This window comes from Chimaeribacter arupi, assembly GCF_002858805.1.
Taxonomy (GTDB): Bacteria; Pseudomonadota; Gammaproteobacteria; order Enterobacterales; family Enterobacteriaceae; genus Chimaeribacter; species Chimaeribacter arupi.
Genome location: NZ_PJZI01000006.1, coordinates 66,829 through 80,022, shown reverse-complemented (window position 1 = coordinate 80,022; position 13,194 = coordinate 66,829). Strand labels below are relative to the sequence as shown.

The window sequence follows — 13,194 nt, the reverse complement described above, 5'->3', positions numbered from 1 at the left end:
TTGAAATCCCGGACAGTTAATGATTTGATGAATATATTGATCATGATTGTTGCGTAATGCCTGGGACGGGAGTGATGCTGCATTCGGCAGAGTGGTTCAGTCAAAACGGAATCGAGTGTTCCAGGGTAATTGCCTGTGATTCCGGCTTTCCCCGGCATCTGCATGATGAGTACGTGATCAGCGCCAACCTCACCGGCACGGAGGAAATCTGGTTCTCGGGCCACACCGGGTATGTGAAAAGTGGCCAGGTCACCTTATATAACCCCGCCACGATCCAGGCTTCACACTTTGGCAGCGAGCGCGTGGAGTTTGTCAGCGTGCATCTGCCCCAGTGTCTGTTGAAAACCCTGGCAGCCGAACACAATATGCAGAGCGGCCATGAAGCCCCGGTGTTGCGGGAAGGGATTCTTAACGATCCGCGGCTGTTTGGCGCACTCTGCCGTTTTGCTGACTCGGCGCGTGAGGAGGCGGGCGGCAGCCAGGAGCAGGAGCTGGTGTTGCTCTGCGGTGAATTATTGGAGCCGCAGGCGGTGTTAACCCGCGATGAAGAAAACAGGATCCAATGGGTCATTGACTATTTACGCGAAAACCTCAGCGTTAAGCCCCAACTTGACAGGCTGGCCGAGGTGGCGGGCCTGAGTAAATATCATTTTGTCCGCCGGTTCACACAGCATACGGGAATGCCGCCGCTGCAATACCATATGCAACTGCGCCTGCATAAAGCGCGCATCCTGTTGCGCAATCAGGTTCATCCCCTGGATGCCGCGATGTCACTGGGATTTTATGACCAGAGCCACTTTATCAACGCGTTTCGTAAAGTGATGGGGACGACGCCCCACCACTACGCATCGCAGATCAGGTGATAATGAATTCCCGGTACCCGGACACAATCACGTAAACGGCAAAGTAGCTGAAGATCACCGCTGACGCGATATACGAATAGTGAAGTAAGCGTGGCCCCAGAAACTTACCGCCAACGCTGCCTGCCAGGCATATCACGCAAGTCCAGCACACGCCGGCAAAGAAAAAGCCGCTCAGAAACCAGGACGACGCCGTGATGCTGTGCTGCCCCATCCGCGAGATGAGGGCCCCGCCTGCCGTGGCAAACCACAGGATGGCGCTGGGCGATGACATGGCGAGAAATATCCCGCGCCCGAACTCACGGAACAATGAGCGGGAATGATGCGGTTCGTTTATCGTCAGCTCAGCGGCTTTTTGGAACGCCGCGACGATCATTTTGACCGCGAACCACACCAGCAGCGCGCCCCCGCCTACCCACAGCATCCACCGCACAGCCTCGTACTGCAACAGTACGGCCATCCCCGCCAACGCCAGTAATGCATAGGCCAAATCACCGACGCACGTGCCGATCCCCAGCCAGAACCCATAGAAATACCCCCGCTGCATGGCAAGCGTGATCATGGCAATATTGGCAATCCCAATATCCAGGCACAGCGACAGGCTCAGCAAAAAACCATTTGAGAACGGCATCATAGGATGACACCGTTAAGATGAGATAAGCCGGTGACAGGCCAAAAAAGCGGAGTAAACATGCGGTGTCCTTCCTTTGTGGGTAACCAGGCTTTCAATAAACCATCTCGCCCCCCCGTGGTATTGGAAAGAATTGCGGTCGGCTCACCGGCGGTTTTGCGGTGTCGTTTTCAACCTTTCTTCTGCCTTCAGCCTGAAACGCCCCCTTTTCATTTTGGCCACTCTGTGTAAGTATTTAGGAATCGATCGTTTCCTAAATAATGAACATCATGCCTGAAAAACATTCTGGAACACGTGAACGTGGCCGCCCACGAGAATTTGATCGCGAGACCGCGCTGGACCTTGCCATGCTGGTGTTCCGTGAAAAGGGTTATCACGGTGCCTCGGTCAGCGATCTGAGTGCGGCCATGCAGCTCACGGTGGGCAGTATCTACAAAGCGTTCCACGATAAACGCGGTCTGTTCCTGCAGGTCTTTGCGCGTTATACCTCGCTGCGCAATAAGGCGCTCAGCAAGCGGCTGGCACATCAGCCTGACGGCCGGGCAAAAATTGCCGAACTGCTGCGCTTCTACCTGGAGTCTGCCAGTGGTATCGAAGGGCGGCGCGGCTGCCTGGTGGTCGGCAGTGCCGTCGAATTACAGCACCTGGATGCCGAACTTTCAGCGCTGGTGCAGGCTGCCCTGACACGTAACCTGCACTCTCTCCAGCACCTGATTGAACAGGGCCGGCAGGATGGCTCGGTGAATCCGCGCCATGATGCGAACGCACTGAGCGGCGTGCTGCTGTGCCTGGTACTGGGTATGCGTGTGGCAGGGAAAACCGGGGAATTGCCGGCACACGAACAGCTGATCGCCACTGCCCTCACCCTGCTCGGGTAAAATTTTTTGCTCAATAAGGAAATGACCATTTCCTAATTATTGGAGGTTTACATGTCTGACCCAGTCATTACACAACCCTGGTCACAACCGGTGGCCGGCCTGCCTGGTTTTGCCCATTATTACGCGACGGTAGAGGGTGTCCGCCTGCACTACGTCAGAGGCGGCAACCCGCAGGGTGAAACCTTGCTGCTGCTGGCCGGCTTCCCGCAAAGTGGGTACGCCTGGCATAAAGTGATGGCCCGGCTGGCCGATCGTTACCACATCATTGCGCCAGACCTGCCCGGCCAGGGCGACTCTGACAAGCCGCAATCCGGTTACGACACCCTTGCCCTGGCCGCGAAAGTGCAGGGGCTGATGCACACACTGGAGAGGGGGCGCTACTATCTCGCAGCCCATGATGTGGGTGCCTGGGTGGCCTGGCCGTATGCCCTGCGTTATAGCCCGCAGGTCATCAAACTGGCGCTGCTTGATGCAGGCATCCCAGGCATTACCCTGCCCGACGCGTTGCCGGCCACCCCGGACAACGCCTGGAAAACCTGGCATTTCGCGTTCCATTTATTGCCGGATCTGCCCGAAGCATTAATCACGGGGCGGGAAGAGATTTATCTGGACTGGTTCCTGCGGCGAAAAACCGCAAGCCCCATGGCCTTCAGTGATGCCGATATGGCAGAGTATGTGCGGTTGTTAAAACAGAACGGCGCACTGCGGGCCGGGCTGGCCCCCTACCGGGAGGTGAGCGTCTCCGCGGCGCAAAACCGGGCACTGTGCGAACAGGGCAAACTGACGTTGCCGCTGCTTGCCGTCAGCGCCGATCAGGGCTCCATTCCTGATATGGCCGTGCCGCTGCGCCGGTTTGCGGATGACGTTACCGGCATCACGATCAGCCACAGCGGCCATTTCATCCCGGATGAGCAACCTGAGGCCCTGGCGGAAGCGCTGGCCCGGTTTTTCCGGCCGGTACAGAGTGGGCAGGCTGCTGGCGTCAGCCCAGGCAGCTAAGCCCAGGCTGGGGCAGCCTCCCCGTTCCCCCCGGCATTACCCGCGGGGGGCCAGCAGCGGCGGGATGGCAGGCACTTCCGGCGCGTCATCGATGTCTTGCTGGGTCATGCGGAAGGCCTCGGGATAGTGTTCGCGCTCTGTGCGGCGGGCCGGTTCGGTGTCGCGCCAGGTATAGAGGCAGCGTTGGCATTGGTACACCGTCCAGACATGGTTAACCGGCGAGGTGGCCAGGGTGTCAATGTGCGCATCGGCACAGCGGGGGCAAATCATCTGCGTCTCCTTATTTGCGGTTAGCCAGCATGGCGGTGAGTTTCTCTGCCCACTGCGCGGTTTCGGGAAGATCTTTGACCGGCTGGCTGTAGTGGCCGCGGTTATCCGGTGAAACAGGCGTAGTGGCATCAATAATCAGTTTGTCGGTAATCCCTGCCGGGCTGGAGCCGGGGTCAAGTTCCAGTACCGACATATTGGGCAACTGCACCAGATCGCCGGCGGGGTTCACTTTGGAAGAGAGCGCCCACATCACCTGCGGCAGGTCGAACGGGTCGACATCCTCATCCACCATGATCACCATTTTCACGTAGCCCAGCCCATGCGGGGTGGTCATCGCGCGTAACCCCACGGCGCGCGCGAAGCCGCCATAACGTTTTTTGGTGGAGATAATCGCCAGCAGGCCATGCGTGTACATCGCATTCACCGCCTGCACTTCAGGGAATTCCGCTTTCAGCTGCTGGTAGAGCGGCACACACGTGGCCGGGCCAATCAGGTAGTCGATCTCCGTCCAGGGCATACCGAGGTAGAGCGACTCAAAAATCGGTTTGGTGCGGTAGGAAACCTTATCGATGCGCACCACCGTCATATTGCGGCCGCCGGAATAATGGCCGGTAAATTCACCAAAGGGGCCTTCAATTTCACGCTTGCGCCCTTCGATCACCCCTTCCAGAATCACCTCTGACCCCCAGGGCACGTCGAAGCCGGTCAGCGGTGCCGTGGCGATCGGATAGGCACTTTCACGCAACGCACCGGCCATCTCATATTCTGACTGATCATATTTCAGCGGCGTGGCACCCATCAGGGTAATGATTGGGTCGTTGCCGAGCGTAATGGCGATTGGCAAATCCTCGCCCCGCTCTTCCGCTTTATGCAGGTGCAGCGCGATGTCATGCATCGGTACCGGTTGCAGGCCAAGTTTGCGTTTGCCTTTGACCTCCATGCGGTAAATGCCGACGTTCTGCTTGCCGAAATGGTCAGGGTCCAGCGGGTCGCGGGACACCACACAGGCCTTATCCAGATAAAACCCGCCGTCGCCGTCGTTAAGCCGGAACAGCGGCAGGATGTCGAACAGGTTAATCTCCTCGCCGTCTACGCTGTTTTCTGCCCAGCCGGGGTTGTCGCGGCGCTCAGGCGCAACGGGGAAATGATCCCAGCGGCGAATGAACTCATCCACCTGCTGTTTCACCGGCGTATTGGGCGGCAGACCAAGCGCAATCGCATGGTTTTGCCACGAGCCGAGCGTGTTCATCACCACATGGGCATGGTGAAACCCTTTGATGCGGGTAAACGAAAGGGCCGGGGCCCCTTCACCAATGCGGCCGGTGGCGTTGGCGGCGGCGGCGATGTCCGGCTCGGCGTTGACTTCTTCATCGATATGCAACAACTGCCCTTGCTCGTCCAGTGCCTTGAGAAAACTACGTAAATCATCAAATGCCATGGTGATACCTCCTGTCTGGCGCATGGCGATGAAAGGGGCACGCGCAACGCGTGCGGAACCGTGGAGCCAATATGTTCGTGTGCGAACTATATAAATAACCTAACGCCGAATTGCGCCGCTGACAATATCAGGCCGCTAAAAAAGTTCGTGCACGAATGTTTAAACGGGTATCGGGCGTGGTAGTTCCGGTGGGCTGGCGGAATAGGGTATTCTTGCGCTTTTACAGGCCGGCACCGGTATCCCTACATGAAAAATCACCTTGGCAATATCCCCTTTCACCTGATGCGGCAGCTTTTTCAGGAGCATACCGCGCTATGGCAAAAATCCCTGCCTGAGCTGACCAAGCAGCAATATTCGGTGCTGTGTGCGGTGGCGGAAAAACCGGCGATTGAGCAGATGGAATTAATGGGGGATGCGCTGATGACCAAAGCCACGCTGGCCGAGCTGCTGGTCAGGATGGAGAAAAAAGGGCTGGTCAACCGCGCGCCGGGGGAGACTGACCGGCGTCGCCGCCTGATTACCCTGACGCCAAAAGGGGCTGCCGTGCTTGAGCAGGCGCGCCCGGTGGCGGACGCGGTGGATGCGGCCTTTCTTACCCGGCTTAACACATCACAGCAACAGGAGTTGGTCACGCTGCTGCAGACCCTGCTGGCGGAAAAAAGGTAACGCCGCGCCACGCGCATGATCCCCACCGCGGCAGACGTGACCGGCACGTCGCCGGCCCGCGGCCCGGCGGTATGGCGCTGACGGGCCGCATCCCTGACAGCTCACCCCGCCGACACCATGCCGGCGGCATACTCGCGGTAGCTGTGCAGCGGGCGGCCCAGCAGGCTGGTCAGGCGCGTGACGTCGCCCGCCTCCGGGACCATCCCGTCACTGACGTAGCGTCCGGCCATCAGGCGCATCTCATAGGCCATCCACGGCGGCATAAACGTCGCCAGGTTCTGTTCAAACCCGCTGGGGTCATCGCCGCCATAGGCCACCGGACGGCCCAGCAACGCAGCCCAGATCGCGGCCACGCCCGGCCCCGTCAGGGTATCCGGCCCCACCAGGTTAATGACCTCAGAGGGAAGTTCGCCCTGCGCCTCTGCACGCCGGGTCAGCGCAATCGCCGCCACCTCCGCGATGTCGCGGACATCCACCATCGCCACGCCTTTCATGCCGATGGGCATCGGGTAGACACCGTGCCGGAGGATGACGTCCTTGATCATCTGCTCGTTATCCATGTAGTAGGCCGGGCGCAGCACGGTGGCGCTGAACCCCATTTGCGCAAGCATCCGCTCCGCACCGGCTTTTACCGCAAAGTGGGGCACATTCACGAAACGATCGGCATGCAGCACCGAGAGGTAAACGACCCGCCGGACGCCGCATTCATGCGCGATGTTCAGGGTGATGATCGCCTGGGTGAATTCGTCCCCCGTGACCGCATTAAGCAGAAACAGCGCGCTGACGCCGGTGAAGGCGGTACGCAGCGCGGTGATGTCCAGCAGGTCCCCCTGCACGACGTCCACCCCTGCCGGGAAGCGGGCTTTCGCCGGGTCGCGGGTCAGCACCCGGACAGCCGCGCCGCGTTTGATCAGCTGTTCAACCACATGGCGGCCGACGCGGCCTGTTGCACCTGTTACGAGGATAGTCATGGCATTTCTCCAGAAGGTTTGTCTCTATCGACGCCCTGAGTATCCCTGATCCAAAAACAGGCGAATAGCCGCTATAGTTAGACATCACGTCTCACAGGTGGAACAGATGGACCTTCCGGCACTGAATGATTTCAACCTCGTCGCCCGGCATGGCGGGTTTGGTAAAGCGGCCCGTGCCACCGGGCGCCCCAAGGCGACCCTGTCACGGCGCGTCGCAGAATTAGAGGCCAGCCTGGGCGTGCGGCTGTTTGAGCGCGGGCGCACGCTCCGGCTGACGGAAGAGGGCCGGGCGCTGTACGGGCGGACGGGGCAGTTGCTGACCGAGCTTGAGGAAGCCGCCTCGGCGATAGCCTCCGGCGGCAGTACCCCGCGGGGCCGGTTGCGGATCAGTGCACCCCTGCTGTTTGCGCAGGTGGCGATGGGGAAACTCGCCGCAGGCTTTATGCGGGACTACCCTGGGGTACAACTGGAAGTGACCACCGAAGACCGTGAAATCGATATGATCGAAGAGGGGTACGACCTGGTGATCCGGGTCAACCCCAAAGAGGATGCCACCCTGATCGGCCGGACTTTCCTGCATGACCGGCAGGTGGTGGTGGCCGGCCCCAGGCAGGCGCGGCCTGCGGAAGGGGAGCCTGTGCCGGTGGTGATCCGCGGGCCGGTCGGGCCGCCATCCCACTGGGAGATCATCACGCCGCAGGGGCCAACCCCCCTGGCCGTGACGCCGGTGCTGTCGCTTTCATCGATGATCATGGTGCGCGATGCCGTCAGGCTGAATGCGGGCGTTGCCTGCCTGCCGCTGTCTCTGGTGTTTAACGACCTGGCATCCGGGCGGCTGGTGAAATGGGGTGACATCGCGGGGCCGGCAGCAGCGCTCTGGATACTCTACCCTTCACGCCGGTTATTGAGTGCGCGGGTGTCAGCCTTCCTTGCCTACCTGAAAAAAAGTTTCCCCAACGGCACCTCTGAAGAGCTCGCCCGGTTCATTGAATGACGCGTTTACCGGCCTTCCGCCCTGCCCCGCTGCCCTCCACGAAGAGTGTGGCCGGCGGCATCCTTTTTGTCATTAATTTGAAATAACCAGAAACATCCAAAAATCATGCGGTTGCACCTGCATATTATTCTGCCGGTAAAGCGGTATACAAAATCTTTCTCCGTATAACCCCCCTTCCAAAGCAAAAGTTGCTGGTAATTTAAGCGTGATCTGACCAGTTTGCGGCCGCGTCGGCTTGTCAAAAATAACCAGACCCCCTAAGTTGCTTCACAAATTAACAACCTTTTTTTATCTTACAGGTTGCACCTGAAACATGCCGGGTGACACCTGCTCACTTATCATTGCGGCGGGGAAAAGGTCATGACACACCAAGAAAGCAGCACGGCGGTTCTACGAAAAAATAAGAAAGTATTAATTGCCAGCCTGACGGGCAGCTCGATCGAATGGTTCGATTATTTCCTGTACGGCACCGCCGCAGCGCTGGTGTTTAACAAGATTTTCTTCCCGATGGTCGACCCGGTTCTCGGGCTTATCCTCTCCTATCTCTCCTTCTCCCTGACGTTCTTTATCCGCCCTATCGGCGGGGTGATCTTCGCCCATATCGGCGACCGGATTGGCCGTAAGAAAACGCTGGTGCTGACGCTGTCATTGATGGGCGGTGCCACCGTGATGATCGGGTTGTTGCCCACTTATGAGATGATCGGCATGTGGGCGCCCGCCCTGCTGATCCTGATGCGGATAATCCAGGGGATCGGTATCGGCGGTGAATGGGGCGGCGCGCTGTTGCTGGCCTATGAGTATGCACCTGAGAAGCGCAAAGGCTTTTTCGGCAGCATCCCGCAGGCGGGCGTGACCATCGGGATGCTGATGGCCACCTTCATCGTCTCGCTGATGACCCTGTTCAGCGAAGAGGCGTTCCTCTCCTGGGGCTGGCGCATTCCTTTCCTGTTGAGTGCCGTGCTGGTTCTGCTGGGGCTGTGGATCCGTAAAGGGATTGATGAAACCCCGGACTTTAAGAAAATCAAACAGTCGGGCCACGTCGCCAAAGCGCCCCTGCGCGATACCCTCAAACACCACTGGCGTGAAGTGCTGATTGCCGCCGGGCTGAAAGTGGTGGAAACCGCGCCATTCTATATTTTCTCAACCTTTGTCGTGAGTTATGCCACCACCACCCTCACCTACCAAAAATCGCAGGCGCTGGAGGCGGTCACCCTGGGGGCGCTGGTGGCGACGTTCATGATCCCGCTGATGGGGCTGCTGTCCGATAAAGTGGGCCGCCGGCGGATGTATGCGGTCAGTGTGTTTGTGCTCGGCCTGTTTATCGTGCCCTGGTTTATGCTGCTCGACACCGGCACCACCTGGGGGATCGTCCTGGCGACGGTGATTGCCTTCGGCATTCTCTGGGCGCCGGTGACGGCGGTGCTCGGTACGCTCTGCTCTGAAATCTTCAGTGCCAATGTCCGCTATACCGGCATTACGCTCGGCTACCAGTTGGGTGCGGCGCTGGCAGGCGGCACCGCGCCCCTTATCGCGACCGGGCTGCTGGCAAAATATGATGGGGACTGGGCACCGGTGGCGTGGTATCTGCTTGCCACAGTGGCGATTTCCCTCCTGGCGATAGCCTGCGCCGGCCGGGTAAAACACCGCCCCGCCGTGCAGGTTCAGGACGTGAAACGCCGGGGCTGATCGCCGGCCCCTGAAAGGCATAACGCGGGCGCCCCCCGGACATACCGGGAGTGCGCCCGCCGTGTGACAGCGGCGCGGCTTACCAGCGCTGATGCACCCAGGGGGCGATTTGCGTCTGGTAGATTTCGCGCAGGGCCGCCATGGTCGCGTCATCCAGCGCCGGGAGCGCACTGGCGCGGGCATTGGTCCCGGCCTGCTGGGCGTTTTTCGCGCCGGGGATCACCACCGTCACCGCCTGCTCCATCAGGATCCAGCGCAGGGCAAATTCCGCCATTGTGGCGTCACCCGGCACATAGCGGCGGACAGCCTCCACCGCCTCCAGCGCCACCTCAAACGGCACGCCGGAGAAGGTTTCGCCTTTATCGAAAGCGTCGCCGTTGCGGTTAAAGGCGCGGTGGTCATCCGCGGCGAAGGCGGTGTCAGCGCGCATTTTGCCGGTCAGCAGGCCGGAAGCCAGCGGCACCCGCGCAATGATGGCGACGTTGCGCCGCTGTGCCTCGCGGAAGAACAACTCCGCCGGGCGCTGGCGGAACAGGTTATAAATAATCTGTACCGAAGAGACGTTCGGGAACTCAATCGCCTTCAGCCCCTCCTCTATTTTCTCCACCGAGACGCCATAAGCGCGGATTTTCCCGGCGGCGACCATCTCATCCATGATGCCGAACACCTCCGGCTGGTAGTAGACCTCTGTCGGCGGGCAGTGGAGTTGCACCAGATCCAGCGTCTCGATACCCAGGTTTTCACGTGAGCGATCCACAAACTCGTTGAGGCGCTGTGCGTTGTTGTAGCCTGCGGCCACATGCGGGTCGAGCCGCCGCCCGAGTTTGGTGGCGATAAACGGTGCCGCCCCTCCCCGCTCCCGCAGCACTTCCGCGATGATCTTCTCTGAGCGGCCATCGCCGTAGACATCCGCGGTATCGATAAAGGTGATCCCGGCATCCAGCGCGGCATTCAGCGCCTGTTTGGCATCCTCATGGGAGACGTCGCCCCAGGTGCCGCCTATTGCCCAGGCCCCAAAGCCGACTTCCGACACACTGCGTGCGGTTTTGCCGAAGGTTCTCTGTTTCAACACTCATTCTCCCCAATAATGGCCGCAACCCGGCCCGGTGTGAGGCGGCGTGTTTTTTTGCCCCTCACACACCATAGCGGATTACGGCGCATTGTGGATTCCTGTTCACGAGTTTGTGATCGCGCTGCCGATCACGTCCCGGATGCGGGCAGCGATATGATACACATGGGTTTCCAGCGCAAAGTGGCCGGTGTCCAGCAGTTCCACCACCGCATTGGGGTTGTCCCGTTGATAGGCGTGCGCGCCCGGCGGGATAAAGAACGGATCGTGCTCGCCCCAGATGACCAGCGTAGGCAGTTGGGCCTGGCGGAAAAACGCCTGGAAGTCGGGGTAGCGCGTCAGGTTGTTGGCGTAATCCAGGCACAGATCCAGCTGAATCTCTTTGTTGCCGGGGCGTTCCATCAGCAGCGTATCCAGGTAATACCCCTCCGGGGCCACACTGGAGGGGTCTTTCACGCCATGCAGGTACTGCCATGTCGTGCCTTCCAGGGTCAGCATCGCGTCGCTGACCGTTTGCCGGTTTTCCGCCGAAGGATCGTCCCAGTAGGCGCGCACCGGCGCCCACGCCTCACCCAGCCCTTCCAGGTAGGCGTTGCCGTTCTGCGAGATAAGCCCGCTCACCCGCTCCGGGTAGTTCAGCGCCAGCCGCAACCCCACCGGCGCACCGTAATCAAACACGTACAGCGCATAGCGCGTCAGCCCCAGCACATCCACAAACGCCGTGAGCGTCTGTGCCAGGGTGTCGAACCGGTAATGATAATGGCGTGCGGCCGGGACGTCGGTAAAACCGAAGCCGGGCAGATCGGGGGCAACCAGATGGAAACGGTCTGCCAGCAGCGGGATCAATTGCCGGAACTGGTGCGAGGAACTGGGGTAGCCGTGCAGCAGCAACAGCGTGGGGTTAGCCGGGTCACCGGCTTCGCGGTAAAACACCCGCACGCCATCGGCCTCAGCAAACAGGTAACGCACAGGGAAATCAGGGGACATGGTCATAAGCGGCTCCGGGTTGTAACGGTTAAAATGCGTTTTACAGGTTACATTTTCAGTATGGCGGGATCTTGTAACCTGTCAATGTTATTTTTAACGGTTACAACTTGCCGCGCGTAACTGTTCATCCTGCTGTTTATCGGTTACAGTCAGATGACGTTAACACTGCCTGAGGAATCTGATGTCTCTTCACCCCACCCCCACCAGCCCGCTTTTTCTGGCCGACCACCCGGCGCTTGATTTCATCAACAGCGTGGCGCAAGCCGGGGGAGAACCCCATGACGCCTGGCAATCTGATGAGGATGTCCTTCGCTGGCTGGTGCAGGCCGGGCTGGCAGCAGGCCACGCGGCGGCAGCTGCCCCCGGCGGGCTGCTGCATCAGGCACGGCAGTTGCGTGACACCCTCCGGGTGCTGGTGGCGCAGAAAAAAGCCGGCCGCACGCCGGACGTCACGCCGCTGAACCGCGCGCTGGCGGCGGCCGGGGGCTGCAACCAGTTAATCACCGGGGAAGACGGCGCGCTGCACATCACGCGCGTCTATCCGGAACAGACACCGGCCGCGCTGCTGGGGCCGGTGGCGGAACGGGCGGCTTCTTTGCTGGCAGAAGGGGATTTTGCGCGGGTGCGGGAGTGCGAGCATCCGGAATGCACGCTGTGGTTCTACGACCAAACCAAAGCGCACCGCCGCCGCTGGTGCAGCATGGCGCTGTGCGGCAACCGCGCCAAAGTGGCCCGCTTCCGGCAGCAGCAAAAATAGCCGGACGGCCGCGGCCTGTATGCGCTTCAGCCGCCTGCGCGGATTTCCCGCGGCCAGGCTTCGCAACCTGCCGGGCGTAGGGTATAGTCCGTTTTTTTTGGAGGAACCATGCTGAGCCATTCAACCACCCGTCTTAACAAATACATCAGCGAGAGCGGTATCTGCTCCCGTCGCGAAGCCGACCGTTACATTGAACAAGGGCTGGTTTTTATTAACGGCAAACGCGCAACGATTGGCGATCAGGTCTCGGCCGGGGATGTGGTGAAAGTGAACGGCCGGCTGATTGAAGCGCGCAATGAAGAAGATCTGGTGTTGATCGCGCTGAATAAACCGGTAGGGATCGTCAGCACCACCGAAGAGGGTGAGCAGGACAACATTGTTGATTTTGTGAACCACAGCAAACGCGTGTTCCCTATCGGGCGGCTGGATAAAGACTCACAAGGGCTGATCCTGCTGACCAACCACGGCGACCTGGTCAATAAAATCCTGCGTGCCGGTAACGATCACGAAAAAGAGTATGTGGTCACGGTAAATAAGCCGGTCACCGACGAGTTTATCCGCGGGATGGGCGCCGGGGTGCCGATGCTCGGCACGGTCACCAAAAAGTGCAAAGTGAAAAAAGAGGCACCGTTTGTGTTCCGCATCACGCTGGTGCAGGGGCTTAACCGCCAGATCCGCCGTATGTGCCAGCACTTTGGCTATGAAGTCACCAGGCTGGAACGTACGCGCATCATGAACATCAGCCTGAAAGGGCTGCCGCAAGGCGAATGGCGTGACCTGACCGACGATGAGCTGATCGACCTTTTCAAATTGCTTGAAAACTCCACCTCCGAAGATAAACCGGCGAAAAAAGTGCAGGCCAAACCGCAGGTGAAAAAGCCCGCCGGCAGCGCGCCGAAAAGCGCGGACAAATCCGGCGGCGCACCGGCCGGGCGCAAGCGCTTTACCCAGCCCGGCCGCAAGAAAAAAGGGCGCTGACCCGCGCCCG

14 protein-coding genes are annotated in these 13,194 nt (G+C 59.9%); 8 read left to right on the top strand and 6 right to left on the bottom strand.

The features are described from left to right. Positions 1-71 precede the first annotated feature (71 nt). Complete coding sequence (locus CYR52_RS05480; protein ID WP_101828136.1) at positions 72-863, top strand: helix-turn-helix transcriptional regulator; 792 nt, start codon at positions 72-74, stop codon at positions 861-863. Here CYR52_RS05480 and CYR52_RS05475 read toward each other — a convergent pair. Beyond that, positions 856-1,494, bottom strand: coding sequence for a LysE family translocator (locus tag CYR52_RS05475; RefSeq protein WP_072929386.1), 639 nt, complete (start codon positions 1,492-1,494; stop codon positions 856-858). The genes CYR52_RS05480 and CYR52_RS05475 overlap by 8 nt on opposite strands. 266 nt (positions 1,495-1,760) lie before the next feature. On the opposite strand from CYR52_RS05475, the gene CYR52_RS05470 reads away from it, so the two are divergent. After that, positions 1,761-2,369 carry a TetR/AcrR family transcriptional regulator gene (locus CYR52_RS05470; protein WP_420912791.1) on the top strand — a complete coding sequence of 203 codons (609 nt, stop codon included), beginning with the start codon at positions 1,761-1,763 and terminating at the stop codon, positions 2,367-2,369. A gap of 51 nt (positions 2,370-2,420) precedes the next feature. Continuing rightward, positions 2,421-3,368, top strand: coding sequence for an alpha/beta fold hydrolase (locus tag CYR52_RS05465; RefSeq protein ID WP_072929390.1), 948 nt, complete (start codon positions 2,421-2,423; stop codon positions 3,366-3,368). A gap of 36 nt (positions 3,369-3,404) precedes the next feature. Here the strand turns inward: CYR52_RS05465 and CYR52_RS05460 are convergent, their stop codons facing one another. Together CYR52_RS05460 and CYR52_RS05455 are read right to left on the bottom strand one after the other, a co-directional pair. Continuing rightward, positions 3,405-3,638: a non-oxidative hydroxyarylic acid decarboxylases subunit D gene (locus tag CYR52_RS05460; protein WP_072929392.1), complete on the bottom strand. Its 234-nt coding sequence runs from the start codon at positions 3,636-3,638 to the stop codon at positions 3,405-3,407. A gap of 10 nt (positions 3,639-3,648) precedes the next feature. Further along, positions 3,649-5,076 (bottom strand): non-oxidative hydroxyarylic acid decarboxylases subunit C, encoded by a 1,428-nt coding sequence (locus CYR52_RS05455; protein ID WP_101828134.1) that lies wholly within the window; start codon positions 5,074-5,076, stop codon positions 3,649-3,651. Between the two features lie 246 nt (positions 5,077-5,322). Here CYR52_RS05455 and CYR52_RS05450 point away from each other — a divergent pair, with 246 nt between their 5' ends. Continuing rightward, positions 5,323-5,742: a MarR family winged helix-turn-helix transcriptional regulator gene (locus CYR52_RS05450; RefSeq protein ID WP_101828133.1), complete on the top strand. Its 420-nt coding sequence runs from the start codon at positions 5,323-5,325 to the stop codon at positions 5,740-5,742. A gap of 101 nt (positions 5,743-5,843) precedes the next feature. On the opposite strand, the gene CYR52_RS05445 is transcribed toward CYR52_RS05450, so the two are convergent. Then, positions 5,844-6,713: an SDR family oxidoreductase gene (locus CYR52_RS05445; RefSeq protein ID WP_101828132.1), complete on the bottom strand. Its 870-nt coding sequence runs from the start codon at positions 6,711-6,713 to the stop codon at positions 5,844-5,846. Positions 6,714-6,819: 106 nt separating this feature from the next. On the opposite strand from CYR52_RS05445, the gene CYR52_RS05440 reads away from it, so the two are divergent. Next, on the top strand, positions 6,820-7,707 hold the full coding sequence (locus CYR52_RS05440; protein WP_101828131.1) for a LysR family transcriptional regulator: 888 nt from the start codon (positions 6,820-6,822) through the stop codon (positions 7,705-7,707). Between the two features lie 360 nt (positions 7,708-8,067). Next, a complete protein-coding gene (locus CYR52_RS05435; RefSeq protein ID WP_101828130.1) occupies positions 8,068-9,393 on the top strand; it encodes an MFS transporter in 1,326 nt (441 codons plus the stop codon). Positions 9,394-9,472: 79 nt separating this feature from the next. On the opposite strand, the gene CYR52_RS05430 is transcribed toward CYR52_RS05435, so the two are convergent. Then, positions 9,473-10,465 (bottom strand): aldo/keto reductase, encoded by a 993-nt coding sequence (locus CYR52_RS05430; RefSeq protein ID WP_241506106.1) that lies wholly within the window; start codon positions 10,463-10,465, stop codon positions 9,473-9,475. A 102-nt stretch (positions 10,466-10,567) separates the two neighbouring features. Continuing rightward, complete coding sequence (locus CYR52_RS05425; protein WP_101828129.1) at positions 10,568-11,455, bottom strand: alpha/beta fold hydrolase; 888 nt, start codon at positions 11,453-11,455, stop codon at positions 10,568-10,570. A 175-nt stretch (positions 11,456-11,630) separates the two neighbouring features. Here CYR52_RS05425 and CYR52_RS05420 point away from each other — a divergent pair, with 175 nt between their 5' ends. Together CYR52_RS05420 and rluF are read left to right on the top strand one after the other, a co-directional pair. Next, a complete protein-coding gene (locus tag CYR52_RS05420; RefSeq protein ID WP_101828128.1) occupies positions 11,631-12,206 on the top strand; it encodes a CGNR zinc finger domain-containing protein in 576 nt (191 codons plus the stop codon). A gap of 108 nt (positions 12,207-12,314) precedes the next feature. Continuing rightward, the gene (gene rluF, locus CYR52_RS05415) at positions 12,315-13,184 is read left to right on the top strand and encodes a 23S rRNA pseudouridine(2604) synthase RluF (protein WP_101828127.1); all 870 of its coding nucleotides are present in this window, start codon (positions 12,315-12,317) and stop codon (positions 13,182-13,184) included. Positions 13,185-13,194 lie beyond the last annotated feature (10 nt).